The organism is Aeromonas sanarellii (assembly GCF_000820085.1).
Taxonomy (GTDB): Bacteria; Pseudomonadota; Gammaproteobacteria; order Enterobacterales; family Aeromonadaceae; genus Aeromonas; species Aeromonas sanarellii.
This window is the reverse complement of record NZ_CDBN01000008.1, coordinates 1-25,568: the sequence shown is the minus strand read 5'-3', so window position 1 is coordinate 25,568 and position 25,568 is coordinate 1. Positions and strand designations below refer to the sequence as shown.

The window sequence follows — 25,568 nt, the reverse complement described above, 5'->3', positions numbered from 1 at the left end:
GCTCCCGCTTGTTCGTGAGATGACTCACGGTTTTCACCGATGCGGCCTCGGGGTGCGGAACCGCCAAAACGCGACTCCGATCACGCCCCACCGTCCCCTGATCCCCCCTTTTCCCCCTCTTGACCACAGAAATGGCCTCTCCCGACGCCGTTTCCTCCGGATTTCCGTTTCGAATCGGAAAAACCCTGCCTCCTCTCCGCCGCCCCCCCGCCTTAAGGTGCTCCCATCCTTTCTGCCAGCCTGGAGAGCAGACCTTGAATACCGACCCTCATGACAGTCCCCTGACCCCGGACAGCCCGGCGCTGCTGCGCAAGACCGATCTCACCCTGGCCCGCATCCACAACCTGCTGGCGGATCAGGGCATACGCCCCAACGAGGTGCAGCAGCAGATGCTGGCTTCCCACGTCAAGGCCATGGTGTGGCGCTCCCATAGCGGGGAATCCCTGCCGGAGGTCGACCTCAGCCTGTTCGAGGAGATCTCCCCCCTCTCCCTGCGGTTGGCGGAGCAGGTCGTCAGCTGGCTGGAGCGACTCGCCTACGAGGAGGCGCACCTGTTGTCCGTCCATTTCGAAGTTGCCAAAGAAAATGAGCTCAGCTCAGTCAAAGGAGAAAGCTAAATGACAACCATCAAACTCGTGATTGGAGATCGTCTCGGCAAGGGTCAGAAAGTGGGGGCGGGCGCAGAAGCCGCCGGTGCCACCGTGACCGTCATCCCCGGCATGGCCGCCGACATGAAGCTCGGTGACGTGATGAACAGGGAGCAGGCCGACCTTGGCATCTCCTTCTGCGGCAGCGGCGGCGCCGGTGCCATCACGGCCCAGACCAGGTACGGCTACAAGTGCCGCTACGGCATGCGCTCCATCGAGGAGGGCGTCACCGCCATCAACGAGGGGTGCGTGGTGCTGGGCTTCGGCTTCATGGACAAGGAAGAGCTGGGCCAGAAGCTGGTCGAGGCCTTCGCCAAGAAACACGGACGCGCCTGATGAAAGAGCTGTTCTCCACCCGGGTCACCGTCAGCGGCAAGGGGGCGACCCGCCAGCAGGCGTTTGCCGCCGCCCTCAGCCAGGTGCAACCCAGCCTGCTCAAGGAGAGCCCCAAGGTGATGCTGCGCATCGAACCGATTGAGGTCGAGGTGCTCGAGGCCGAGGAGTCAGTACGGGTGGAGAAGTTCCTGTTCTTCTTCCTGCCACGCCAGCGCCGCGAGTTCCGGGTCCGGCTGGCGATCACCGTCAAGGTCACCAGCCTGGATGTCGACAAGGTGGATTTCACCCGGATCTGACCCCACAACCAAAAGGACAAGTTGGATGTTTCTAATCATTTTGATGAAGTCACTCATCATCGGCGGCCTGGTGGGCGTCGGGGTGGGGGCAGGTGCGGCGCGGATGTTCCACGCCCCGACCGTACAGGGCATGGGGGCCTTCCGTACCCTGGGCGAGCTCAACTCCTGCGAAGGGGATCCCGCCTCCCACTTCTCGTTCGGTCTGGGCTTCTTCTTCAACGCCTGGGCCTCCACGGTCGCGGCCGGCGCCTTCACCCAGGACGTGGATCACCGCATTCTGCCGAACTGGGGCGCGGCGGCCCTGATGATCAAGAACCGGGATCTCGCCACCACCCTGCACGACCCCAGGAAGATGGCCATCGCCTGCGGCATCATAGGTGCCATCGTGGTCGCCTTCCTCAACAGCACCGCCGCCGCCGTCCCCGCCGCCCTGCAGGTCACCGCGGTCAAGGTGCTGGTGCCGGCCGCCAACCTGCTGGTCAACACCGTCATGCCGGTGATCTTCTGGCTGGCCGCCATCGAGGCGGGCAAGAAGTCCGGCTTCTGGGCCACCATCTTCGGCGGTCTGGCCCAGCTCATCATGGGCAACGCGGTACCAGGCCTGGTGCTCGGCATCCTGATCGGCAAGGGGGTGGAAGAGAGCGGCTGGAACCACGTCACCCGCGTCATGATGAGCGCCATCGTGCTGCTGTTCGTGCTGAGCGGCTTCTTCCGCGGCTTCGACATGAAACTGATCGAGTCCTTCCACCTGGGGATCCCCCTGTGGCTGGAGAACGTCCACAACCTGCTGAGTGGCAAATAAGGGATCACACCATGGATGAGAAACTGAGAAACAACTTCTGGTATGCCGACTGGTCCTTCCCCATTTTCGTCGGTCTGCTCTCTTCCGGCGTCTTCGCCGGTACCCATATGTTCTACCTCTACGGGGTCGGTGCCTTCAACGAGGTGGCCTTCGTTGCCATGCTCAAGGCCGGGATGGACACCGGCGCCTACGGTGCGGTGGCCGCCTTCGGCGCCAGCTTCCTGTTCGCCCGCATCATAGAGGGCTCCCTGGTGGGGATCCTGGACATCGGCGGCGCCATCCAGACCGGGGTCGGCCTTGGCGTGCCCGCCCTGCTGCTGGGGGCAGGCATCGTCTATCCGGTGGAAAACTTCACCGCCTCCCTGATCACCGGCATGGGGATTGGTCTGGCCATCGGCTATGTGATCATCCTGGCGCGCAAGTTCACCATCAACCAGAGCGACTCCACCTACGGGGCGGACGTCATGATGGGGGCCGGCAACAGCTCGGGCCGCTTCCTCGGCCCCCTCATCATCCTCTCCGCCATGGGGGCCTCCATCCCCATCGGCATCGGATCCCTGCTGGGCGCCCTGGTGTTCTACCTCTGGGAGAAGCCCATCACGGGTGGCGCCATCCTGGGAGCCATGCTGTTCGGCACCTTCTTCCCCATCGCCCTGGCATAAGCCCGGAATCACCGCCGCCCCTCGGGGCGGCCTTGTCGAGGCCATCAGCATGTACGACATGATCATCAGGGCGGGACGCCTGGGAAACGGGCAGCTTGTCGACATCGCCATCCTGGACGGAAGGATAGCGGCCCTGGGTGCGCTGCCAGAGACCACGGAGGCGAAGCAAACCCTCACTCTGGCCGGACAGGTGCATGTGAGCGCCGGCTGGATCGACGGCCACACCCACTGCTATCCCGCCTCCCCCATCTATTGCGATGAACCGGACAAGGTGGGGGTGGCGTCCGGCGTCACCACCGTCATCGACGCCGGCAGCACGGGCGCCGACGACGTGGACGACTTCCAGCGCATAGCCGCCACCTGCAAGACCCGGGTCCACGCCCTGCTCAACATCTCCCGCATCGGCCTGCTGCGCCAAAACGAGCTGGCGGACAGCCGGGACCTCGATATGGATCTCGCCTCGGCAGCCATCCGACGCCATCCCGGCTTCATCGTCGGCATCAAGGCACGCATGAGCGGCAGCGTGGTGGGCGAGAGCGGCCTGCGGTCCCTGCACATGGCCAAGCAGATCCAGCAGGCCAACGGCAACCTGCCGCTCATGGTGCACGTGGGCAACACGCCGCCGGATCTGGACGAGATCGTCGCCCTGCTGGGGGATGGCGACCTGCTGACCCACTGCTTCAACGGCAAGCCGAATCGCATCCTGACTCCGGCGGGCGAGCTGCGCCAGGCGGTGCGCGAGGCGATGCGGCGGGGGCTCTTGCTCGACATCGGCCACGGCGGCGCCAGCTTCAGCTTCGAGGTGGCGGAAGCGGCCATCCGGCAGGGGATCCTGCCCCACACCATCAGTTCAGACATCTACTGCAAGAACCGCATCAAGGGGCCCGTCTACAGCCTGGCCCGCGTGATGTCGAAGTTTCTCGCCATCGGCATGAGCCTGGAGCAGGTGCTCGCCTGCGTCACCCACCAGGCCGCCGACGCCCTGCGCCTGTCCGGCAAGGGGCGACTCGAGGTGGGCGCCGATGCCGATCTGACCCTGTTCGAGGTGATGAACGGCCCCACCCTCTTTACCGATACCGAAGCCGGCGCCCGCAGTGGCGATCGGCAACTGATGCCCCTCGCCGCCCTGGTCGGTGGCGAACTGGTTCTGACTCACTATGGGAAATCACACCATGCCTTCCGTGTATGAGAAATACCGGCTCAAACCGGTGATCAACGCCTCCGGGCGCATGACCCTGCTCGGCGTATCCACCCCCGAGCAGGAGGTGGTCGACGCGGTCAACTTCGGCCTCGGCCACTACTTCGAGGTGAAGGATCTGGTCAACAAGACCGGCGCCTACCTGGCGGGCTTGCTGGATGTGGAAGATGCGGTGGTGGTCTCCTGCGCCAGCGCCGGCATCGCCCAGTCGGTGGCCGCGGTGATAGTGCGCGGCGACCCCTACCGCCTCGAGCAGTTGCATGCTCATGCCCACGACGTGCCGAGCGACATCGTGCTGCCCAAGGGACACAACGTGAACTTTGGTGCCCCCGTCGGCACCATGGTCAACCTGGGTGGCGGCAAGGTGGTGGAGGCCGGCTACGCCAACGAGTGCTCTGCCGCCCAGCTGGCCGCCGCCATCAATGCCAGTACCGCCGCCATCCTCTACATCAAGTCCCACCACTGCGTGCAAAAGAGCATTCTGTCGGTGGCCGAGGCGGCCGAGGTGGCCAGGGCCCACGGGCTCCCGCTCATCGTCGATGCGGCGGCGGAGGAGGATCTGCGCCTCTATTACAACCAGGGGGCGGATCTGGTCATCTACAGCGGTGCCAAGGCCATCGAAGGGCCCACCAGCGGGCTGGTGCTCGGCAAGCGCCAGTACGTGGAGTGGGTCAAGCAGCAGGCCAACGGCATCGGCCGTGCCATGAAGGTGGGCAAGGAGGGGATCCTCGGCCTCACCCACGCCATCGAGCGCTACCTGGCCAAAGAGAAGGAGAGCGGCGCCGCCATGGTCGCCAAGATGACCCCCTTCATCGAGCGCCTCAACCAGTTGCCCGGCATCAGCGCCAAGGTAGTGTGGGACAGCGCGGGGCGCGACATCGCCCGCACCGACATCGCCTTCGACCACCAGCAGATCGGCATGACCACGGTGGAAGTGGTCTCCCGCCTGCAGCAGGGCACGCCTGCCATCTACTGCCGGGGCTACAAGGCCAACGAGGGACACATCGAGATAGACGTGCGCAGCGTCACCCAGCCCCAGCTCAACCAGATCCATGCCGCCATCGCCCACCTCGTTCAGGAGAACAACTGATGTCTCTTACCCCCAATTACTACCGCGATCGGGTCTGCCTCAACGTGCTGGCCGGCTCCCGACAAAATGCCGTCGACATTTATGAGGCCGCCGAGGGCCACGTGCTGGTCGGTGTGCTCTCCAAAAACTACCCGGATGTGTCCTCCGCGGTGGCCGACATGCAGGCTTACGCCAGGCTTATCGACAACGCCCTCTCCATCGGGCTGGGGGCAGGCGATCCTCGCCAGTCCACCATGGTGGCCGAGCTGGCCCGCCAGCTCCAGCCCCAGCACGTCAACCAGGTGTTCACTGGCGTTGGCGCCAGCCGGGCACTGCTCGGCCAGTCTGACACCCTGGTGAACGGCCTTGTCTCCCCCACCGGCACCCCGGGGATGGTGAAGATCTCCACCGGTCCCCTGAGCAGCCAGCAGCCGGACGGCATTGTGCCCATCGACACCGCCATCGCCCTGCTCAAGGACATGGGCGGCAGTTCGGTCAAGTTCTTCCCCATGGGAGGCCTGGCCTGCCGCGCCGAGTATCAGGCGGTGGCCGAGGCCTGCGCCCGTCACGGCTTCTGGCTGGAGCCCACCGGCGGCATCGATCTCGACAATTTCGAGGAGATAGTGCGCATCGCGCTGGATGCCGGGGTCGAGAAGGTGATCCCCCACATCTACAGCTCCATCATCGACAGCGAGAGCGGTCAGACCCGTCCCGAGGACGTGCGTACCCTGCTGGCCACGATGAAAGGACTGCTGGCATAGCGACACCCTCAGGCACCGGTCCGATCACTGACCGGTGCCTGGCTTGTCAATGACCCCCTTGTTAACATCGATTTTTCATTCCGCGACAGGAGTCCGATCCCGCCTCATGATCAAGCTGCCCCACCCCAGACTCCAGCAACTGCTCACCCTGCTCCACGCCGAGCCGCTGCCGCAGGAGGAGCTGGCCCGCCGCCTCAATGTCTCTACCCGTACGGTGCGTACCGACGTGGCGACCCTGAACGAGCTCATCGCCACCCGGGGTGCCCACCTGATCCACCAGCGCGGCAGCGGCTATCAGCTCAAGATCTACAATCAGGGGCTGTTCGAGGCGCTGCTGGCGGCCCAGGAGCAGGAGAGCGGATTGCCCCGCACCAGCCGCGAGCGAGTGCTGCACCTGCAGATCCTGCTGTTGACGGCGGAGCAGGGGATCAAGCTCGACGAACTGGCGGACACCTGGTATCTGAGCCGGGCGGCCTTGCAGGGTGACATGACGGAGGTGCGGGAGCGGCTCGCCCACTTCGGGCTCGCCATCGACAGCAGACCCCGGCTGGGGATGCGCATCCAGGGGGGCGAGACGGCGATCCGCGCCTGCCTCACCCAGCTGCTCTGCCAGGAGCTGCTGCACCGGCATCCGCTCCAGAGCCTGCTGCCCACCCTCTGCCCCAGCAAGACGCTGGAGGTAGTGGGCAACCACATTCACGAGCAACTCGGTCGCCATCAGCTGCGTCTGGCCGACGAGAGCCTGCAGCAAGTCACCGTCTACTGCGCCGTCGCCCTGCTGCGCCAGGCGTCCGGCCACGAGTTGCAGCAGTTTGCCAGCGATGACATCACGCCGGCCCTGGCTGCGGTGGCCCGCGACATCTATGCCGAGCTGCCGACCCTGACCCCGCCGGGGCAGGAGGAGATCGCCTTCCTCGCCATCCAGATCCAGGCACGCCTCACCGCGGAGACGCCCCTGCTCAGCCCGGCCATGGCGGCCGAAAGCGAGCAACTGGTGGCGCACCTGCTGGACTACATCCACCAGCACTACCCTTATGACCTTCGCGGAGATCCGCAATTGCGGGCCGACCTGCAGACCCACATCGGCGCCATGCTGCTGCGGGTCAAGTACCAGATCGGCAGCCACAATCCCCTGGCGGACCACATCAAGCAGTATTACCCCCTCGCCTACGACATCACCCTGGCAGCCATCTCGGAGTGGATCAGGCAGACCCCCTACCGCCTGACCCATCACGAGATAGGCTACCTGGTGATCCACATCGGGGTCGGCCTGGAGCGCCACCATGACATCGGTTACACCCGGCGCCCCCAAGCGCTGCTGCTGTGCGATGCGGGCAACGCCACCTTCCGGGTGCTGGAGGCGCGTATACGGCGGGAATACCCCCAGCTTCAGCTGACCACGCTGGAGTCGGTACGGGATTACGAGGGGCTGATGCGAGTCGAACAGGATTTCGTCATCAGTACCGTCAAGGTGAGCGAGAAAAATGCCCCCGTGGTGCAGGTGGCCCCCTTCCCGACCCAGTACCAGCTGGAGCAGCTCGGCAAGCTGGTGCTGGTCGATCGCACCCGCCCCTACCTGCTCGACAAGTACTTCGATGCCGAGCACTTCATGGTGCTTGATGAACCTCTCAGTCAGGCGGCGCTGTTTGATCGCATCTGCAGCCAGCTGGAGGCAGAAGACCTGGTGGAAACCGGCTTTCGGGGATCATTGCAGGAGCGGGAGCGGATCGTCTCCACCCTGCTGGGGGACGGCATCGCCCTGCCCCACTCCCTCGGTCTGCTGGCGCGCCGCACCCTGGTCTATACGGTGCTGGCCCCACAGGGGATCGACTGGGGCAACGGGGAGAGCGCCACCCTGATCTTCGTGCTGACCATCGCCAAGGCCGACTACGAGGAGGCCATGGGGCTTTACGACCTGTTTCTGGCGCTGATGAACGAAAAAGCCAGCAGGAACCTGCTGGCTTGTCGGGAGTTTGCCGATTTCAAGGCGCTGGCGCGCAGCGCTCCCTGAGGCAACGGGAGGCGTTCATTCCTCGTTGAAGCCCGAGGTGAACAGCGCCACCACGGCGGCCAGGGCTTCCACCTCTTCGGGGCCCTCCACCTGGACCTCCACCTGCTTGCCCTGGGCGGAGTCCAGCATCAGCAGGCCGATCACGCTGTCCGCGTCGGCCTCCACGCCATCCTCGTTGCGCAGCAACACGTGGGCATCGAATCCCTGTACCAGCTCGAACAGCATCATGGCCGGTCGGGCGTGAATGCCTAGCTTGTTTTTGACTTCTACCGAGGCGGAAACTGTCATCTGAGCATCCTGTGTGTCAGGCGGGGTTTGAACGCTTGTCCAACGTGCGATGGCGGATCTGCACGTTCTTGCCAAGCAGCCGGAATGCGCTGGCGAGCCGCTCGGCGATGAACACCGACCTGTGCTGGCCACCGGTGCAGCCGATCCCGACGGTCACATAGCTGCGATTGTTGCGCTCCAGATGGGGCAGCCAGGTCCCCAGCATGTTCTCGATCTGCTGGATGAACAGCATGACGTCGGGCTGGCTCGAGAGGTAGTTGGCCACGGGCTCATCCTTGCCGGTGAAGGGCTTGAGCTCGGGGATCCAGTGCGGGTTGGGCAGGAAACGGGCGTCGAACACGAAGTCCGCATCCTTGGGAATGCCGTACTTGAAGCCAAACGACTCGAACACCAGCACCAGTTCGTTCTCTTTCTTGCCGAGCACCCGGGTCTTGATGAGCTCGCTGAGATCGTGAATGCTGAGGTTGGTGGTGTCGATGCGCAGGTCGGCGGTCGAGGAGAGCGGCGCCAGCAGATGGGTTTCTTCCCGGATCGCCTCGTCCAGCGACAGCTTGTTGCGGGACAGGGGATGCAGACGGCGGCTCTCGCCGTAGCGTTTGAGCAGGGTGGTGTTGTCCGCGTCGAAGAAGAAGCTCGAAAACTTCACCCGTCCCTCGTTGCGAACCTGGCTCAGCAGGCTCTCCAGTCTGTCTGTCTGGGCTGGCAGGTTGCGCACGTCGATGCTGACCGCCAGCTTGTCATACTGGCTCTCCACCGAGACGATCAGTTGGGGCAGCAGGTTGACCGGCAGGTTGTCCACGCAGTAGTACCCGAGATCCTCCAGCACCCTCAGGGCTACCGTCTTGCCGGAGCCCGAACGACCGCTTACCACTATTAACTGCATCTTGTCCCCTCACGCCAACGTGGCTGTGTCAGACCCGGCCTCAGGCCGACGTCATGATCTGATAGAGTTCTTCGTCGCTGGTCGCCTGGCGCAACTGGCGGCAGACGGCCTTGTCACCCAGCTTGGATGCCATCAGGGAAAGGGTCTTGAGGTGCTGTTTGCACTCGCTTTCCGGCACCAGCAATGCAAAGAGCAGGTCAACCGGTTGATTGTCGATAGAATCGAAAGGGATGGGTTCGGAGAACGTCATCAATACGGCGGTCGGGGCAAAAGCGTCGTCGATCCGGCCGTGGGGAATGGCGATACCGGCACCGATCCCGGTACTGCCCATCTTTTCTCGCGCCAGCAGGTTCTCAAACAGCACCTGGCGGGAGGCACCGAGGCGCTCTGCGGCCAGTTCACTGATGATCTCTAGCGCGCGTTTCTTGCTGGTACAAGGGACCGCACTCTTGGTGCAGTCCCGACTCAGTATGTGTTCAAGTTGCATAGTTATTTTTGATTTAACTTATCTTTGTGCTTGATGATCTGCCGATCCAGTTTATCCAGCAGGGTATCAATCGCCGCATACATGTCGGCATGCTGCGAATTGGCGAACACCTCTCCCCCGCTGACATGCAGCTTGGCTTCGGCGATCTGGTTCAGTTTTTCGACGCTCAATACCACATGTACGTTGTTGATATGGTCAAAGTGACGCTCGAGTTTGGCAAATTTGTTGTTCACATAGTCACGCAGAGCTTCGGTAATCTCGACATGGTGTCCGGTCAGGTTGATTTGCATAACGTCTTCCTTTTGTTTGCCTAAACCAGGCGTTTGCGCTGATTGGATGGCGGGATCAACAAGGATTCACGGTACTTTGCGATCGTGCGTCTCGCCACCATAATACCCTGTTCGGCCAGCAAATCCGCGATCTTGCTATCACTAAGCGGCTTGGCGGGGTTCTCCGCCGTCACCAGCTTCTTGATGAGCGCACGAATAGCGGTCGATGAGCACTCTCCTCCTCCCTCCGTATTGACATGACTGGAGAAAAAAAACTTCAGTTCGAAGATGCCGCGGGGCGTATGCATGTACTTCTGGGTCGTGACCCTGGAAATGGTCGACTCATGCATCTCCACGGCCTCGGCGATGTCATTGAGCACCATGGGTTTCATCGCCTCTTCACCATACTCGAAGAAGCCCTGCTGCTGCTCGACAATACAGCTGGCCACCTTGAGCAGGGTGTCGTTACGGCTCTCCAGACTCTTGATGAACCACTTGGCCTCCTGCAAATGGGAACGGATGAACTGGGTATCCGTACTGCTGCGGGCATTGCGCGCCATGGCCGCATAGGCCTCGTTGACACGGATGCGCGGTGCCGAGTCCGGATTGAGCTCCACCACCCACTTGCTCCCCTTCTTGACCACGGACACATCCGGGATCACGTACTGGGATTCACTCTGGATGATGCCGTTGCCGGGCCTGGGTTCCAGTTGCTGGATGAGATCCAGCACCTCCTTGAGATCGCTCTCCTTGAGGCGGGTCTTGCGAGCCAGGGTGCGATAGTCGCGATTGCCGAGCAGATCCATGTGCTCGCGGATCACCTCCCTGGCCTCGTTGAGCCAGGGCAATTCAGGCGAATACTGGCCGAGCTGGATAAGCAGGCACTCCTGTACCGAGCGAGCGGCGATGCCGACCGGATCGAAATGCTGCACCCGCTTGAGCACCGCTTCGACCTCATCCAGTTCGACTTCTACCTCTTCGCTGCTGACTGCAGCCTGAATATCTTCGAGGGTGGCCGTCAGATAGCCGGATTCGTCGATGGCATCGATGATAGCCAGCGCGATCGCCGCATCCACGTCGCTGAAGGGGGTGAGCCGCATCTGCCACAGCAGGTAGTCCTGCAGGTTCTCGGTGGTTTCCCCCTGATAGATGCTGTCCTCCCCGTCGTGAATGGGCCCTGCACTCTGGGCCGTACCGGCGGAGTAGACCTCGTCCCAGGTGGTGTCCACCGGCAGTTCGTCCGGCATGCTCTCCTGGGCCATGGCATCGCTGGAGTCGAGTTGACTGGCGTCCTGTGCCTCTGCCTCACTGGTTTCCTGCGCCTCGTTCTCCTCTTGCTCCAGCAAGGGGTTGTTGTCGAGCGCTTGCTGAATTTCCTGCTGGAGTTCCAGGGTGGAGAGCTGGAGCAGACGAATCGCTTGTTGTAATTGTGGCGTCATGGTCAGGGACTGACCGAGGCGCAACTGTAATGTCGGCTTCATCTACGTCGGGATATCCTTATGTTCAGCGAGGCAGTCACCTAACAAAAATGAGGGGTGCCCCCTTACTATAGACTGAATTGATCGCCCAAATAGACGCGCTTGACCTGCTCATCGGCGAGGATGTCGGCCGGCGCACCTTCGGCAATCATCTTGCCGTGGCTGACGATGTAGGCCTTCTCGCACACATCCAACGTCTCTCTGACGTTGTGGTCGGTGATCAGCACACCCAGCCCGCGTTCTTTCAGATGCTGGATGATCTTTTTGATGTCTATGACGGAAATAGGATCAACACCGGCGAAGGGCTCATCCAGCAGAATGAAGCGCGGCTCAGCCGCCAGCGCCCTGGCGATCTCGACCCGGCGGCGCTCCCCGCCCGAGAGGCTCTGTCCCAGGCTGTCGCGGATATGGGTGATGTTGAACTCTTCCAGCAACTGTTCGACCTTATCCTCCCGCTCTTCCCGGCTCAACCCCTTGCGGGTCTGCATGACCCCCATCAGGTTGTCGAACACCGACAGGCGCCGGAAGATGGAGGCCTCCTGAGGCAGGTAGCCGATGCCGTTGCGGGCTCGGATGTGCATGGGCTGCAGGCTGATGTCCTGCTCGTCGATGGTGATGAGACCGGCATCCCGCTGCACCAGGCCCACGATCATGTAGAAGGAGGTGGTCTTGCCCGCCCCGTTCGGGCCGAGCAGTCCCACGATCTGGCCCGTTCCCACCTCCAGGCTCACGTCGCTAACCACCATGCGGCGCTTGTAGCTCTTCTGCAGACCCGTTGCTTTTAACACTGCCATGGTTTCTGTTTCCTACTTCTTCTGGTCGGCGGGCTTGTCGAAGTTCTCGACCTGATCCGGCAGGAACACCGTCTTGACGCGCTGGGCCGGCCCCTTGCTCTCGGCGATCATCTTCTGTTTGACGATGTCGTAGCGGATGAGATCCCCGTTCACCTGGCTGTCTTCCTGCTTGAGCTGGCCGTTGCCGGTGATAGTCACCAGCCGGTTCTTCAGTTCGTAACGGATGCTGTTGCCGTGGGCATTGACCGGCTTGCCGTTGTCCAGCACCTGGAAGAAGGTGGCCGGATTGCCGTAGGCCGTCATCACTTCCGCCCCCTTCTCGCCGGAGCGGATCACCACCACCTTGTCGGCCTGAATCTTGATGGTGCCCTGGGTGATGATGACGTCCTCGCTGAAGGTGATGCGGTTGTCCTGCATCTCGGCCACTTGCTTGACCGCATCCACATAGACCTTCTCGGCGAAGTCGGACTCTTTGGCGCTCAGGGTGCCGCACAGCAGCAGGGTCGTGAGGGCCAGATTAACGTTTTTCATTGAAATAAGTGGCATGGCCTTTATCCAGTAATTCGAAATATTTACGTTCCAGGTGACCCTTCAGGCCCACGCCTTCGGTCTGGAATTCCTGGCCCACTATGCTGATGTGCTGGTTGCTTCTCATCTCCTGAGTCACCAGATCCAGCTCCAGATAAGGGCTGTCCAGCGTGGAGATGAACGAGGTCGGCAGCAGGCCGTCCAGATGCACCTTGTCACGCAGGATCACATTGTCATCGGTGTTGAGCACCCCTGTCTCGGCCGTCAGCTTCCACTCGGCCTCCCCCTTCTCGTCGAACATGTAGACCACCGGCTTGTCGAAGGTGGCCTGCTCGAGGATCTGGTAATACTCCGCGTATTCCGACTCCAGCCGTTCGGTCCGCTTGCCCAGTTCGTTGAAGCGGGTCGTCACCAGGTTCCTAGCGGTGAAGTCCGGCTGAAAGTTCTCCACCTTGGTGGTCGGCTCCGGGGCCAGCTCGATCTCGCCCAACTGCCAGGCCGCCAGCGCCACCAGGAACAGCAGGCCGAAGAGCACCGTCTGCTTGTTCATATCGACGCCTCGGGTTGATAGTCTCCCAGGCCCTTGGCCTGGAGGATGAGATCGCACACCTCGCGCACCGCACCGACACCGCCTCCCAGCCGCGTCACCATGTCGGCCCGCGCCAGCACCAGAGGATGGGCGTCCGCCACGGCGATACCCAGGCCACAGGCCTGCATCACCGGCAGGTCTATGGTGTCATCCCCCATATAGGCTGCTTGTGATGCATCCAGCCCCAGCTTGGCCAGCAGTGCCTCGAAGTGGGGCAGCTTCTGATCCGCCCCCTGCACCAGGTGCTGCACCCCCAGGCCCTTCATGCGATCGCTGACGATGCGGGAGTTGCGCCCCGTGATGATGGCGATCTCGATGCCCGCATTGAGCAGGGCCCGCATGCCGGCACCGTCGCGAGTGCAGAAGGTCTTCAGCTCTTCGCCGTTGTTGCCCATATAGATGAAGCCGTTTGAGAGCACTCCATCCACATCGCACACCAGCAGGCGGATCTGCGCCGCCCTCTCGTACTGGCTGCGCGTCACCGGACCATAGAGGGTCGGTACGTCTTGCATCAAATTACTCCGGCTTTCAGCAGGTCGTGCATGTTGAAGGCGCCCAGCGGACGTCTTTCCCCGTCCACGACCAACAACCCGTTGATCTTTCTGGTTTCCATCAGTTTGACGGCCTCGGCCGCCATCATCTCAGGTCCTACGGTAACACAGTTCACCGTCATGACGCGGCTGATGGGGGTGTGATGGATATCCACCTGCAGGTCCAGAATGCGGCGCAGGTCACCATCGGTGAACAGGCCGGCAAGCAGCCCCCGTTCATCCACCACCGCCGTCATGCCGAGCCCCTTGCGGCTCACTTCCAGCAGCGCCTGGCTGATGGTGGCATCTATCCCCACCTTGGGCAACAGCTCACCGCTGTGCATCAGATCGCCGACCCGCAGCAGCAGCCGCTTGCCGAGGGACCCGCCAGGATGGGAGAGCGCGAAGTCATCGGCGGTGAAGCCGCGGGCCTCCAGCAGGGCCACGGCCAGCGCGTCCCCCATCACCAGGGTCGCGGTGGTGCTGGAGGTGGGTGCCAGACCGAGGGGGCACGCCTCCTTCTCCACCTTGATGCACAGATGCACATTGGCCTCTTTCGCCATGGTGGAGGCCGGGTTGCCTGTCATGCAGATGAGTGGAATGCCGCGACGCTTGAGCACCGGCAGCAGGGCCAGGATCTCGTCGCTCTCACCGGAGTTGGAGATGGCGATGATGAGATCCCCGCCGGAGATCATCCCCAGATCCCCGTGGCTGGCCTCGCCCGGGTGCAGGAAGAAGGCGGGTGTCCCCGTGCTGGCCAGGGTCGCGGCAATCTTGTTGCCGATATGACCCGACTTGCCCATGCCGGTCACCACTATCTTGCCGCCGCAGCGCAGCACCATCTCGCAGGCGCGCTCGAAGGCTTCGTCAAGGTACTGGTAGAGCCCATCTATGGCTTGTTTTTCTATGTCCAGCACCGCACGGGCACTGCGACGGAAATCGAACAATTCAGACACTTTTTCAGGCTTTACAGACATAAAGGCACAGCTCCGGGCCGAAATTTGCTGCGGGATTATAAAAAAGTCTGCCGAGATAAGCGAATCGGATGCGGAAGGGCTGGTCGTTGATGCAAGTTGTTACATAAAACTGTCGCATCTTTGGGGGGGAAACCCGCTCAATAGTTGTTCCTCGCTGTTGCTTAGACCTAGACTAGCCCATAAAATTCGCTCTTCATTTATACCGGATGGACAATTGTTTGAACGATGACCTGATCACCATCTCCGACCTGACGTTCAGTCACGGAGATAGGTTGCTGTACGACAGGATCAACCTGACCATTCCCCGTGGCAAGGTCACCGCCGTCATGGGGCCGAGCGGGATCGGCAAGACCACCTTGCTGCGCCTGATCGGGGGCCAGCTGAAGCCTGAATCCGGTCACATCCTGTTTGACGGGGAAGACATCCCCACCCTCTCGCGCAGCCGGCTGTATGAAGTGCGAAAGCGGATGAGCATGCTGTTCCAGAGCGGCGCCCTGTTCACCGGCATGACGGTCTTCGACAACGTGGCCTTTCCGCTGCGGGAACACTCGGGCCTGCCGGAGGAGCTGATCCACACCATCGTCATGATGAAGCTGCAGGCGGTGGGCTTGCGAGGCGCGGCGAAACTGATGCCCTCCGAGCTCTCCGGCGGCATGGCCCGACGCGCGGCCCTGGCCAGATCCATCGCGCTGGATCCGGATCTCATCATGTATGACGAGCCCTTCGTCGGTCAGGATCCCATCACCATGGCGGTGCTGGTCAAGCTGATCAAGGAGCTCAACGGCGCCCTCGGCATCACCTCCGTCATCGTCACCCACGACGTGAAAGAGGTGCTGAGCATCGCCGACTACGCCTACATCATCGCCAACCGCAAGGTGGTCGCGCACGGCACGCCGGAGCAACTGCGCGAAGAGCACAATCCCGAAGTCGAGCAGTTCCTGAAAGGATTGCCCGACGGTCCTGTTCCGTTTCATTTTCCGGCAGGCGACCTGCTACAGGATCTGTGATGTTGACAACTCAGGTAAGCAAGCTGGGTCGGAGCGGGGTGCGCTTCATCAGCGCCATCGGCCGCGCCACCATCATGCTGTTTCATGCGCTGGCGGGCCGCCCCCAGCCACGCAAGCACTTCCCGCTGCTGGTGCAGCAGCTCTACGTGGTGGGTGTACAGTCCGTCGCCATCATACTGGTGTCGGGCCTCTTCATCGGCATGGTGCTCTCGCTGCAGGGCTACAACGTATTGAAGGATTTCGGCGCAGAGCAGAGCCTGGGGCCCCTGGTCTCCCTCTCCCTGCTGCGGGAGCTGGGCCCCGTGGTCACCGCCCTGCTGTTCGCCGGTCGTGCGGGCTCGGCCCTCACCGCCGAGATCGGCCTGATGAAAGCCACCGAGCAGCTCTCGAGCCTCGAGATGATGGCCGTCGATCCCCTGCGCCGCGTCGTGGCGCCACGCTTCTGGGCCGGTGTCATCAGCATGCCGCTGCTGGCCTTCATGTTCAGCCTCATCGGCATCTTCGGCGGCAAGCTGGTTGGCGTGGACTGGCTGGGGGTGGATGAGGGCAGTTTCTGGTCCGCCATGCAGGCCTCCGTCGACTGGCAGGACGACATCATGCAAGGGGCCATCAAGAGCCTGATCTTCGCCCTGGTGGTCACCTGGATCGCGCTCTTCAACGGCTATGATGCCAAACCGACCTCGGCCGGGATCAGTCAGGCGACGACCCGCACCGTGGTCCACTCATCCCTGGCCGTGCTCGGTCTGGATTTTATACTCACCGCAGTCATGTTTGGATAAGGGAAAGATGAAGTTCAGCAAAGTAGAATTTCTGGTTGGCGCCTTCATGCTGGCTGGCATCGCGGCCATTCTGGCATTGGCACTGCAAGTGGCGGGGTTGAGTTTCAAACCGGAAGGAGAAACCTATACCCTGCGCGCCCATTTCGATAATATCGGCGGCCTGAAAGTACGCTCGCCGGTCAAGGTGGGTGGCGTCGTCGTCGGCCGGGTCAGCGACATCAGCCTGGATGCCAAGAGCCAGGTGCCCGTCGTCTCCCTGCAGATGCAGAAGAGTGCCGGCGAGTTCTCCGAGACCAGCACCCTCTCCATCCTCACCTCAGGTCTGCTCGGCGAGCAGTACATCGGTCTGGCTCCTGGCTTCACCGACGAGGATATGGGCACCAGCATGCTCAAGGACGGCGACATGATCGAAGACACCAAGTCCGCCATCGTGCTGGAAGACCTGATTGGCAAGTTCCTTTACAGCCAGTCCTCTCCGGCCGCCAATACACCCGCAACCAAGGAGTAACCATGTTCAAGAAAGTCGCCCTGCTGCTGGGTCTGATGACCAGCATGCTGTTCTCCCTCGTCGCCCGGGCGGATGTCAACACCTCGGATCCTTACGCCCTGGTGGATCAGGCCGCCCAGCAGACCTTTGCCCGCCTGAAAGCCGACCAGGCCCAGGTGAAGAGCAACCCGGACCACCTGAGGGTGATCATCCGCGAGGAGCTGCTGCCCTATGTCGACAACCGCTTCGCCGCCTACAAGGTGCTCGGCAACCAGATCAAGCAGACCACCCCGGCCCAGCGTGACGCCTTCGTCGACGTCTTCACCGAGTACATGGTGAGCTCCTACGCCGATGCCCTGGCCCACTTCGACAAGCAGACCGTCAAGGTTCAGCCGGGCAAGGCCGCCGAGAGCAACATCACCGCCGTCAACGTCAGCGTGAAAGAGGCCGGCAAGCCGGACATCTTCCTCGAATTCAAGCTGCGCAAGAACAACAAGACCGGCGAGTGGAAAGCCTTCGACATGGTCGCAGAAGGGATCAGCCTGCTCTCTGCCAAGCAGAACGAGCTCGGCGGCCTCATCCGCCAGAACGGCATCGACGCGGTGATTGCCCAGCTGCGCGAACACAATGCCAAGCCGCTGGTCATCAAGTCATGATCCTGAGCGGTGACTTGCAGGCGGCCCAGGTCAACGATCTTTGGCAACGCCGCGCCGACTGGTGGCAGGACGACCGACTCGAACTCGGTGCCGTCACCACCCTGGATTCCGCCGGCCTGGCCCTGCTGGTCAAATGGGCCAAGGCGGCCCTGGCACGAGGCGCCACACCGACACTGGTGGGCGCCTCCGACGATTTTCATACGCTGGCCAACCTCTACGGGGTGGCCGGCCTCTTTCATTCAACCCCGCTCACAACTGAGGACTCATAATGCAAGTCTCTGAAATTGAAGCGATACTCCTCGAGGCTTTGCCATTGTCCGAAGTCCATGTCAAAGGGGATGGCAGTCACTACCAGGTGATCGCCGTCGGCGACATGTTTGACGGCATGAGCCGGGTCAAGAAACAACAGGCCATCTATGCCCCCCTGATGGACAAGATCGCCACCAACGAGATCCACGCTCTCTCCATCAAGGCCTATACCGACGCCGAGTGGAAACGCGAGCGTAAATTCCAGCTGCCCTCCTGATTTGGTAAAGAAGTAACCATGGACAAATTCAAGATCACCGGCCCCTGCACCCTCTCCGGTGAAGTGACCATCTCCGGCGCCAAGAACGCCGCCCTGCCCATCCTGTTCGCCACCCTGCTGTGCGACGAAGAGGTGCAGCTCTCCAACGTGCCGCGTCTGAAAGACGTCGGCACCACCCTCAAGCTGCTGGAGATGCTGGGTGCCACCACCAAGGTCAACGGCAATGTGACCGTGCTGACCGGTGCGGTGAACAACCACGTCGCCCCCTACGAGCTGGTGAAAACCATGCGTGCCTCCATCCTGGCGCTGGGTCCGCTGGCGGCCCGCTTCGGGGCGGCCGACGTCTCCCTGCCCGGCGGCTGCGCCATCGGTGCCCGCCCGGTCAACCTGCACGTCCACGGCCTGGAGCTGATGGGCGCCAAGATCACCATCGAGGACGGCTATATCAAGGCCCGTGTCGACGGTCGCCTGAAGGGTGCCCACATCCTGATGGACATGGTCTCCGTCACCGGCACCGAGAACCTGATGATGGCCGCTGCCCTGGCCGACGGTCGCACCGTGATCGAAAACGCCGCGCGGGAACCGGAGGTGGTCGATCTGGCCCACTTCCTCAACGCGCTCGGAGCTAACATTCAGGGTGCGGGTACCGACACCCTGACCATCGACGGCGTCGAGCGTCTGCACGGTGGCAGCTACAGCGTGCAGCCTGATCGCATCGAAACCGGGACTTTCCTGGTGGGCGCAGCGGTCACCGGCGGCAAGATCACCTGCCGCAACACGGACCCGAGTCTGCTGGAAGCCGTGCTGGTCAAGCTGGAAGAGGCAGGCGCCTTGATCGAGAAGGGCGAGGACTGGATCACCCTGGACATGACGGGCCGCACCCTGAAGCCGGTTACCATCAAGACCGCCCCCTACCCGGCCTTCCCGACCGACATGCAGGCCCAGTTCACCGTCCTGAACGCGGTCGCCCAGGGTACCGGCATGGTCACCGAGACCATCTTCGAGAACCGCTTCATGCACGTGCCCGAGCTGGTACGGATGGGCGCCGATATCGAACTGCAGGGCAACGTGGCCATCTGCCGCGACACCAACCAGCTCAAGGGTGCCCAGGTGATGGCGACCGATCTGCGCGCCTCCGCCAGCCTGGTGCTGGCCGGCTTCGTGGCCGAAGGGGCCACCATAGTCGATCGCATCTATCACATCGACCGTGGCTACGAAGACATCGAGCACAAGCTGCAAGGCCTGGGCGGTCGCATCGAGCGCATCAAGGAATAAGTCCGGTTCCTCATGAGCCGTGCATAAAAAGGCCCCCTCGCCAGGCGAGGGGGCCTTTTTCCATGATCGCGATTCAGGCAGGGCAAAGGGAGATCAGTGCCCCGCCAACTTCATCTGCTCGACCAGCACAGAGCCGGTCCTGAGGCTGGAGCGCTCGTCTTCGTCGCAGCCCACCGCCACGACATGGCTGAACATCTCGGCCAGGTTGCCCGCTATGGTGATCTCCTCCACCGGATAGGCTATCTCGCCGTTCTCCACCCAGAAACCGGCGGCGCCGCGGGAGTAGTCGCCATTGACGATGTTGACCCCCTGCCCCATCAGCTCGGTCACCAGCAGGCCGGTGCCCATCTCCTTGAGCATGCCCTGGAAGTCCTGACCTGTGCTGGAGACCTGCCAGTTATGGATGCCCCCGGCGTGGCCCGTGGTGGTCAGCCCCAGCTTGCGGGCGGAGTAGGAGGTGAGCAGCCAGCTCATCAGCTCGCCGTCGCGGACTATGTCCAGGTCGCGGGTACGCACCCCCTCCCCGTCGAACGGGGTGCTGGCGAGCCCCCCCAGCAAGTGGGGGAACTCCTGAATGGTGAGCCACTCGGGCAGGATCTGCTTGCCCAGCTTGTCCAGCAGGAAGCTCGACTTGCGATAGAGGTTGCCCCCGCTGATGGCCATCACCAGGTGGCCCCAGAGCCCGGCTGCGGTATCGGGGTGGAACAGCACCGGGGCGTGACGGGTGCTGATCTTGCGAGCTCCCAGGCGGGAGACGGTGCGCTCCACCGCCTCGTCGGCGATGCGCTGCGGGCTCCAGAGCCCGTCCAGGGAGCGGCTGGAGGAGTAGCCATAGTCCCGCTGCATATCGCCGTCCTGCTCGCCGATCAGCACGCAGCTCAGGGAGTTGCGCGATGCCGCATAGCCTTTGACGAAGCCGTGGCTGTTGCCATAGACCTTCACCCCCAGATGGCTGGAGAAACTGGCGCCGTCGGAGTGCTTGATGCGGGCGTCGCGCCCCAGGGCCAGCCGCTCGCACTCGATGGCCAGCTCGATGCCGCGCTGGGGATCGAGCTCGATGGCGTGACAGAGTTGCAGATCCGGCGCATCCCAGGCCAGCAGATCCGCATCCGCGAGGCCGGCGCACTCATCGGGAGAGGTATGGCGGGCGATCTCCATGGCCGCTTCCACGGCGGCACGAATGGCCGGCTTGGTCAGATCCGTGGTGGACGAGGAGCCCTTGCAGCCATCGCGATAGACGGCGATGCCGAGCGCCCCGTCCTTGTTGAACTCGATGCTTTCCAGCTCGCAGCCCCGGGTATTCACCGAGAGGCCGGTCTGTTTGCTGATGGAGACTTCGGCAAGCCCGGCGCCCAGCCCTTTCGCTATCGCCAGGGCCTCGGCGACCACGGCCTCGAGATGGGCTTGATCCTGGCGGATTTGATCTTGCTGGTCCATAACTCACATCTGTATGAAGGAAGGAAAGGGGCTAAGCATATCAGACCCCTGCGCCCAGCGGGAGAAGCTGGTAACATATCCGCCAAACGTGAATGACAGGAATCTAGAGACCGATGAGTCAATATCAAGACGACAACGAGTGGGAAGACTGGGGCCCCAGCAAGAGCCAGCTCAAGCGCGATGCCGAGGCCTTGCAGAAGATGGGGGAAGAGATCGTCTCCCTGAGCCACAGCGAGCTGGAGAAGATCCCGCTGGACGAGGAGCTGGCCGAAGCGGTCGAGCTGGGCCGCAAGCTCAAGCCCAAGAAGGATGAGTCCTTCCGCCGCCATCTGCAGTTCATCGGTCGCCTGATGCGCAGCCGCGATGTCGGCCCCATCGAAGAGGCCCTCTCCATCATCAAGATGCGCCACTCCACCGTGAACGCCCGTCTGCATCGTCTCGAACAGTGGCGCGAGCGCCTGATCACCGAGGGTGACAGCGCCCTCAACGAGCTGATGTCCCAGTTCCACGAACTGGACCGCCAGAAGCTGCGTCAGCTGATCCGGACCGCCAACAAGGAGCGGGAGCTGAACAAGCCGCCGGTCGCCTATCGCGAGATGTACCAGTACCTGCGCGGCGAGATCGAAGACCAGCTGTAAGCCAGCCGCCTGCTGACGGCAGAAACGAAAACGGGGCCAATCAGGCCCCGTTTTTTATGCTAGATCAGTTGCCCGCCATACACTGGGTATGGGTGCCGGGCTGCAGATAAGGCACCAGCAGGGGAGCCATCCCCTTGAGCACCTGCACCGGTAGCGCCGACGTGAAGCGGAACTTGTCGGACTGGCTGCCCGGCACATAGGCCGTCAGGGTGCCGAAGTGATCATTCCCGATGTAGAAGACAAAGGTCGCGGTACGGTTGCGGGCCAGCGAGCTGGTCACATTGCCGTAGCGGCCAACCGTCTCGATCCTGTTGTCCCCCGTCCCCGTCTTGCCCCCCAGGGCCAGGACGGTGCCGTCCTGCAGGGCGAAGGCTCCGGCGATGCGCCGCGCCGTGCCCCCTTCCACCACCTTGGACAAGGCGTTGCGCAGGGCATCCGCCACCTCGACCGGCATCACCCTGACCCCTTGGGTATTGGCCGGCTCAAAGGCGGTGGCAAAGGGGGTGTCCTTGGCGAAGGAGAGATGCTCGATGCGCAGGGTCGGCGCCCGCATCCCGCCGTTCTGGATGATCCCCATCAACTCCGCCAGAGCCGCCGGCCTGTCACCCGAGCTGCCAAGGGCGGTTGCCAGGGAGGGCACCAGATGGTCGAACGGATAACCCAGGCGTGCCCAGCGCTGATGGATGTCGAGGAAGGCCTCGACCTCCAGCATGGTACGGATCCGGCTGTCCCTGGCACTGCGATGGCGGGTCTTGAACAGCCAGCTGTAGACCTCCTGACGCTCGTCCCGGCTGGCCTCGACGGCGTCGGCGAAGGTCGCCTTGTCAAACGCCCTGAGATAGGAGAGCAGCCACAGCTCCAGGGGGTGGACCCGGGCGATATAGCCCTGGTCCGGCAGTGAATACTTACCCGGACCGTAGCTGACATAGAGCTGCTCGACCCGCTTCTCGCTCAGCTTCTCCCGTGGCAGACGCTTCGCCAGGAAGGCGGCAAACTCCGCCTGCGACGCCTCCGGCATCAGGTAGCGATGCACGGCCGCGAGACGCACGGCGCTGGGCTTGAGACCGTCGAGGAAGGTATCGAGCTGCTCTTCCACCGTCTTGCCGCGATACTTACGCCAGAAGCGCAGCAGATAAGTCTGGCCCTCCTTGTCGGCAAACTTGGCGAGATACTCGGTGCGGCGCGGATCCTTGTCATCCTTGAGCAACTGGGCCCGGTTGCCCTCCTTGTAGAGGCTGTAGCGCACTATATCCCGCATCAGCCGCACGAACGGTAGGTTGATGGATTCACGCAAGGCATCGCGGATAGGGGGGATGCGACCGTTGTCCTCCTTGCGGAAGTTGTTGAAGGTGTGCATGCCGCCCCCGGTGAAGAAGCCTTCATAGGGGCTCGCGGAGTACTTGCGGTCCAGCGCGGCCTCCAGCATCACGGGCAGGCTCCGGTCCCTGGCATTGATCAGATAGGAAATGGCCCAGCGGCTGATGTTGTCCTGATCGGAGACCTCGATCTTGCGCAGACTCTCGGCCGGCATGTTCCCGTAGCTGTCGTGCAGCTCGGTGACGATCTCGAGATAGGTGGTCAGCACCCTCAGCTTGGCGGTGGACCCCAGCTCCAGCTTGCTTCCCTCGTTGATGTCGAACGGCTGATCCGTGTTGTCGGTCTGCACGCGCACCTTGACCCCTTCCGGGGTCTTCTCGAACAGGGTGAAGCTGTATTTCACGTCCCCCGTCTTCTCCGGCGAGAGCAGGCGCTCACCAAACAGGCCTACCTGGGCGGCGAAGGCGGGATCCGCCAACTGCTGCAGATAACGTGAGACCTCGTTTTGCAACGGCATGTTGAGGGTGGTATTGGCCGTCAGATCCATGCGGTCCAGATCGTAGAGCTGAACCCCGAGCTGGCGGCTCAGACGGGTTCGAGCCACCTGCAGGCCCTTGTTGTTGTTGACCCGGGTGATGGCCGGTGCCTGCAGGAAATCGCGGAAGACCAGCTGGGCCTTGAGGGCGGACTCCATCAGGGGGGGCGTGATCATCCCTTCCTGCACGAACAGTCTCAGGTAGCTGTCTGTCAGGGTCGACAATGCCTCCCGGCCCTGAGCTAGGTAGTAGGAGGGGCGACGGTGGGCAATCATCAGGGAAACGACCTGGCGCAGTGCCAAGCCCTGTTCGGCCAGGGTAGCGTCCTGATTGCGGGCGGGGTCCAACAGACGATTGACCTCGTCCACATTGGCCCCGAACCAGACCCAGAGCCCATCCCCCAGACCATGAACCTCGCCGTATCCCGGGGCGGCAGAGAGCGGCACCGAGTTGAGATAAGCCCAGGCAACCAGCTTGCGCGCCTCCAGTGTCTCGGGCCCCAGACGATAGGCACGCACGCTGGCAGAGACCATCTGGCGGATCTTCTCGGTCGGCGAAACGGTCAGGCCATCGGGAGAATGACGATACTTCTCCACCTGGGTCGCCAGGGTACTGCCGCCGGCCGACTGATCCTGCATGTCCAATGCCTTGCCCACCTGAGACAGGGCCGCCTTGGCGAAGCGTGGCCAGTCCACGGCCGGGTTGGCGAGGGGCTCCTTGTTGCTCAGCAGATCCCGGTTCTCGATAAACAGCAGCGACTGTATTACCAGAGGCGGTATGGCGTTGAAATCCGGATAGTAATGGGTCGGATACTTGTACTGGTAGAAGGGCTCGGCACGACAGTCATGCAGCGTCAGCCCCGCCTGAACCTTCTCGGTGTAAGGGACAAAGAAACCATGGCTGGCATAGTTGTAGAGTGCATCAGAAAAACGCACCTGCTCGCTCACCTGATAGCCGCGCTGGGTGAGACGCTCCTGGATCATGGGCATCAGCACATAGCCAAGGCGCTTGTCGAAGGGGCCATCGTCCGGGAAGGCGATCTGTTTACTGGGGCCGGGTTCAAGCTGATACGTCAGCTTGGCTGCATAGCGGGAGACCTCCTGCGACTGCAGCCGTGATGTCTTCATCTCATAGCCGACCAGGGCAATCACGGCAACCAGGCAAAGCACGAAGATAAAACAGAACAACCAGCGCCACCAAGGGCGACGCTTGCGCTGATGTTGCCCGTCCGCATGCGGGACGGATGAATCCTGAGATGCCACTTTATTCGAATCCGTCTGTTTTGATGCGCCCATATCAGCCCCACCATGGTTGCGCAATTTATTGTCTTTCAATCAAGCTTAGTCGTTTCAAGTCAAGGGCTTGAAAACTATTGACTGCTTTGCAGCAATGTTAACAGGGCAATTGTGAAAATGGGAGCCGATTGTTGCAGCGCGGCAAGAGATCCGAGCTGAGGGGAAAATGAAACACCGGCCCAAGGCCGGTGTTTGCGAGAGCAGGGCGGGATTACTTGCTGGTGCTCATGCCTTTCAGCTTGGTGCTCAGTTCCTTGCGCTCCTTGGAGAGTTCTGCGTTCTTGATGATGTGGTCATCAACCCGCTCTTCATAATCCGCACGCATGTTGGCGATGATGGCCTGTACCTCGTCGATGCTCATGCCGGGCTTGATGTAGTCGCTCAGGTTGTCGAGCAGCAGGACCCGCTTCTGGTTGTCACGGATCTTCTTCTCGTTATCCGCGATCTCACGCTTGAGCTTGTTCTGACGACGGGACATACGCACATATTCCAACACATCGCTGAAGGTAGACTTGTTTACTTGTTCCATATCGATACCACTACTGAAGGTGAATGAAAACTGATCGGTATTCCCAGTACCAGATAAAGAGACGAAGGCATGGCATGGGCAAACCCGGAATGCCCTTTACTCTACCGAGTTATGATGCAGATACAACCCCAATCGCAGGCCCGATATCGGGTTTAGACAGAAGAGAGCCAACTGGACAATCTGATGCACAGCGGTGAGTGCTCAGGTAACGTCATGTCCATACGCCAAGCAATGACAGCGGGCAAACAGGCCACCCCATGCCGAGATATAAATAAGAGGGAGCGAGGGGCAGGACAACGGCGAACAGACATTTCAGGCAATAAAAAACCCCGCTCAAATGAGCGGGGTTCTTCGTGTTGGGAGCCTGGCAGTGTCCTACTCTCGCATGGCGAATGCCACACTACCATCGGCGCTACAGCGTTTCACTTCTGAGTTCGGCATGGGGTCAGGTGGTTCCACTGCGCTATTGCCGCCAGGCAAA

At 62.1% G+C, this 25,568-nt stretch carries 30 protein-coding genes and 1 rRNA gene; 17 read left to right on the top strand and 14 right to left on the bottom strand.

Going from position 1 to position 25,568, the window contains the following annotated elements; genetic code table 11:
• Positions 1-254 precede the first annotated feature (254 nt).
• From BN1132_RS01760 to BN1132_RS01720, 9 genes are all read left to right on the top strand, one after another.
• The gene (locus tag BN1132_RS01760) at positions 255-617 is read left to right on the top strand and encodes a transcriptional regulator (protein ID WP_042074444.1); all 363 of its coding nucleotides are present in this window, start codon (positions 255-257) and stop codon (positions 615-617) included.
• Positions 618-983: an SFCGS family glycine-rich protein gene (locus tag BN1132_RS01755; protein WP_042074441.1), complete on the top strand. Its 366-nt coding sequence runs from the start codon at positions 618-620 to the stop codon at positions 981-983. It begins immediately after the preceding gene.
• Complete coding sequence (locus tag BN1132_RS01750) at positions 983-1,279, top strand: DUF4312 family protein (protein ID WP_042074439.1); 297 nt, start codon at positions 983-985, stop codon at positions 1,277-1,279. The genes BN1132_RS01755 and BN1132_RS01750 overlap by 1 nt, the downstream gene beginning before the upstream one ends.
• Before the next feature lie 25 nt (positions 1,280-1,304).
• Positions 1,305-2,081: a DUF4311 domain-containing protein gene (locus tag BN1132_RS01745; protein ID WP_042074437.1), complete on the top strand. Its 777-nt coding sequence runs from the start codon at positions 1,305-1,307 to the stop codon at positions 2,079-2,081.
• An 11-nt stretch (positions 2,082-2,092) separates the two neighbouring features.
• Positions 2,093-2,743 carry a DUF4310 family protein gene (locus BN1132_RS01740; protein WP_042074435.1) on the top strand — a complete coding sequence of 217 codons (651 nt, stop codon included), beginning with the start codon at positions 2,093-2,095 and terminating at the stop codon, positions 2,741-2,743.
• A gap of 49 nt (positions 2,744-2,792) precedes the next feature.
• A complete protein-coding gene (locus BN1132_RS01735; RefSeq protein WP_042074433.1) occupies positions 2,793-3,932 on the top strand; it encodes an amidohydrolase/deacetylase family metallohydrolase in 1,140 nt (379 codons plus the stop codon).
• On the top strand, positions 3,916-5,031 hold the full coding sequence (locus tag BN1132_RS01730; RefSeq protein WP_042074431.1) for a DgaE family pyridoxal phosphate-dependent ammonia lyase: 1,116 nt from the start codon (positions 3,916-3,918) through the stop codon (positions 5,029-5,031). Before BN1132_RS01735 ends, BN1132_RS01730 begins: the two co-directional genes overlap by 17 nt.
• Positions 5,031-5,771, top strand: coding sequence for a 2-dehydro-3-deoxy-phosphogluconate aldolase (gene dagF, locus BN1132_RS01725; RefSeq protein ID WP_042074429.1), 741 nt, complete (start codon positions 5,031-5,033; stop codon positions 5,769-5,771). The genes BN1132_RS01730 and dagF overlap by 1 nt, the downstream gene beginning before the upstream one ends.
• A gap of 106 nt (positions 5,772-5,877) precedes the next feature.
• Positions 5,878-7,782, top strand: a complete 1,905-nt coding sequence (locus tag BN1132_RS01720; protein ID WP_042074427.1) for a BglG family transcription antiterminator — start codon at positions 5,878-5,880, stop codon at positions 7,780-7,782.
• Positions 7,783-7,797: 15 nt separating this feature from the next.
• Here BN1132_RS01720 and npr read toward each other — a convergent pair whose 3' ends face one another.
• The 10 genes from npr to BN1132_RS01670 all read right to left on the bottom strand — a co-directional run bounded on the left by npr (position 7,798) and on the right by BN1132_RS01670 (position 14,605).
• Positions 7,798-8,070, bottom strand: a complete 273-nt coding sequence (gene npr, locus BN1132_RS01715; RefSeq protein WP_042074425.1) for a PTS phosphocarrier protein NPr — start codon at positions 8,068-8,070, stop codon at positions 7,798-7,800.
• A gap of 16 nt (positions 8,071-8,086) precedes the next feature.
• Positions 8,087-8,953 carry an RNase adapter RapZ gene (gene rapZ, locus BN1132_RS01710; protein ID WP_042074423.1) on the bottom strand — a complete coding sequence of 289 codons (867 nt, stop codon included), beginning with the start codon at positions 8,951-8,953 and terminating at the stop codon, positions 8,087-8,089.
• A 40-nt stretch (positions 8,954-8,993) separates the two neighbouring features.
• On the bottom strand, positions 8,994-9,440 hold the full coding sequence (gene ptsN, locus BN1132_RS01705) for a PTS IIA-like nitrogen regulatory protein PtsN (protein WP_042074420.1): 447 nt from the start codon (positions 9,438-9,440) through the stop codon (positions 8,994-8,996).
• Between the two features lie 2 nt (positions 9,441-9,442).
• Entirely contained in the window at positions 9,443-9,730 is a 288-nt protein-coding gene (gene hpf / locus BN1132_RS01700) for a ribosome hibernation promoting factor (RefSeq protein ID WP_005305957.1), read from the bottom strand.
• Between the two features lie 20 nt (positions 9,731-9,750).
• A complete protein-coding gene (locus tag BN1132_RS01695) occupies positions 9,751-11,190 on the bottom strand; it encodes an RNA polymerase factor sigma-54 (RefSeq protein ID WP_042074418.1) in 1,440 nt (479 codons plus the stop codon).
• Positions 11,191-11,255: 65 nt separating this feature from the next.
• Complete coding sequence (lptB, locus tag BN1132_RS01690) at positions 11,256-11,981, bottom strand: LPS export ABC transporter ATP-binding protein (protein WP_010675872.1); 726 nt, start codon at positions 11,979-11,981, stop codon at positions 11,256-11,258.
• Positions 11,982-11,993: 12 nt separating this feature from the next.
• Complete coding sequence (lptA, locus tag BN1132_RS01685) at positions 11,994-12,512, bottom strand: lipopolysaccharide transport periplasmic protein LptA (RefSeq protein WP_042074415.1); 519 nt, start codon at positions 12,510-12,512, stop codon at positions 11,994-11,996.
• Positions 12,499-13,059, bottom strand: coding sequence for an LPS export ABC transporter periplasmic protein LptC (gene lptC, locus BN1132_RS01680; protein WP_042074414.1), 561 nt, complete (start codon positions 13,057-13,059; stop codon positions 12,499-12,501). The genes lptA and lptC overlap by 14 nt, the downstream gene beginning before the upstream one ends.
• Positions 13,056-13,610, bottom strand: a complete 555-nt coding sequence (gene kdsC / locus BN1132_RS01675; protein WP_042074412.1) for a 3-deoxy-manno-octulosonate-8-phosphatase KdsC — start codon at positions 13,608-13,610, stop codon at positions 13,056-13,058. The genes lptC and kdsC overlap by 4 nt, the downstream gene beginning before the upstream one ends.
• A complete protein-coding gene (locus tag BN1132_RS01670; RefSeq protein ID WP_042074411.1) occupies positions 13,610-14,605 on the bottom strand; it encodes a KpsF/GutQ family sugar-phosphate isomerase in 996 nt (331 codons plus the stop codon). The genes kdsC and BN1132_RS01670 overlap by 1 nt, the downstream gene beginning before the upstream one ends.
• Positions 14,606-14,811: 206 nt before the next feature.
• Between BN1132_RS01670 and mlaF the strand changes: the two genes are divergently transcribed.
• The 7 genes from mlaF to murA are packed head-to-tail and all read left to right on the top strand — an operon-like array spanning position 14,812 to position 19,335.
• Complete coding sequence (mlaF, locus tag BN1132_RS01665) at positions 14,812-15,612, top strand: phospholipid ABC transporter ATP-binding protein MlaF (RefSeq protein WP_042074410.1); 801 nt, start codon at positions 14,812-14,814, stop codon at positions 15,610-15,612.
• Complete coding sequence (gene mlaE / locus BN1132_RS01660) at positions 15,612-16,391, top strand: lipid asymmetry maintenance ABC transporter permease subunit MlaE (protein WP_042074408.1); 780 nt, start codon at positions 15,612-15,614, stop codon at positions 16,389-16,391. Before mlaF ends, mlaE begins: the two co-directional genes overlap by 1 nt.
• Before the next feature lie 7 nt (positions 16,392-16,398).
• Complete coding sequence (gene mlaD, locus BN1132_RS01655) at positions 16,399-16,899, top strand: outer membrane lipid asymmetry maintenance protein MlaD (protein ID WP_042074406.1); 501 nt, start codon at positions 16,399-16,401, stop codon at positions 16,897-16,899.
• Positions 16,900-16,901: 2 nt separating this feature from the next.
• Positions 16,902-17,534, top strand: coding sequence for a phospholipid-binding protein MlaC (gene mlaC, locus BN1132_RS01650; protein ID WP_042074403.1), 633 nt, complete (start codon positions 16,902-16,904; stop codon positions 17,532-17,534).
• Positions 17,531-17,803: an STAS domain-containing protein gene (locus BN1132_RS01645; RefSeq protein WP_042074400.1), complete on the top strand. Its 273-nt coding sequence runs from the start codon at positions 17,531-17,533 to the stop codon at positions 17,801-17,803. Before mlaC ends, BN1132_RS01645 begins: the two co-directional genes overlap by 4 nt.
• The gene (ibaG, locus tag BN1132_RS01640) at positions 17,803-18,060 is read left to right on the top strand and encodes a BolA family iron metabolism protein IbaG (RefSeq protein WP_010675882.1); all 258 of its coding nucleotides are present in this window, start codon (positions 17,803-17,805) and stop codon (positions 18,058-18,060) included. The genes BN1132_RS01645 and ibaG overlap by 1 nt, the downstream gene beginning before the upstream one ends.
• A gap of 18 nt (positions 18,061-18,078) precedes the next feature.
• Positions 18,079-19,335, top strand: coding sequence for a UDP-N-acetylglucosamine 1-carboxyvinyltransferase (murA, locus tag BN1132_RS01635; RefSeq protein ID WP_042074397.1), 1,257 nt, complete (start codon positions 18,079-18,081; stop codon positions 19,333-19,335).
• Between the two features lie 93 nt (positions 19,336-19,428).
• Here the strand turns inward: murA and pmbA are convergent, their stop codons facing one another.
• Entirely contained in the window at positions 19,429-20,772 is a 1,344-nt protein-coding gene (pmbA, locus tag BN1132_RS01630; protein WP_042074395.1) for a metalloprotease PmbA, read from the bottom strand.
• A gap of 113 nt (positions 20,773-20,885) precedes the next feature.
• Between pmbA and yjgA the strand changes: the two genes are divergently transcribed.
• On the top strand, positions 20,886-21,410 hold the full coding sequence (gene yjgA, locus BN1132_RS01625; protein WP_042074394.1) for a ribosome biogenesis factor YjgA: 525 nt from the start codon (positions 20,886-20,888) through the stop codon (positions 21,408-21,410).
• 64 nt (positions 21,411-21,474) lie between these two features.
• Here yjgA and BN1132_RS01620 read toward each other — a convergent pair whose 3' ends face one another.
• The 3 genes from BN1132_RS01620 to rrf form a co-directional block, all read right to left on the bottom strand.
• Positions 21,475-24,558 carry a transglycosylase domain-containing protein gene (locus tag BN1132_RS01620; protein WP_042074393.1) on the bottom strand — a complete coding sequence of 1,028 codons (3,084 nt, stop codon included), beginning with the start codon at positions 24,556-24,558 and terminating at the stop codon, positions 21,475-21,477.
• A gap of 211 nt (positions 24,559-24,769) precedes the next feature.
• Positions 24,770-25,087 carry a PTS system regulator TmaR gene (tmaR, locus tag BN1132_RS01615; RefSeq protein WP_042074391.1) on the bottom strand — a complete coding sequence of 106 codons (318 nt, stop codon included), beginning with the start codon at positions 25,085-25,087 and terminating at the stop codon, positions 24,770-24,772.
• A 362-nt stretch (positions 25,088-25,449) separates the two neighbouring features.
• Positions 25,450-25,564: ribosomal RNA gene (rrf, locus tag BN1132_RS01610) — 5S ribosomal RNA — on the bottom strand.
• Positions 25,565-25,568: the final 4 nt, after the last annotated feature.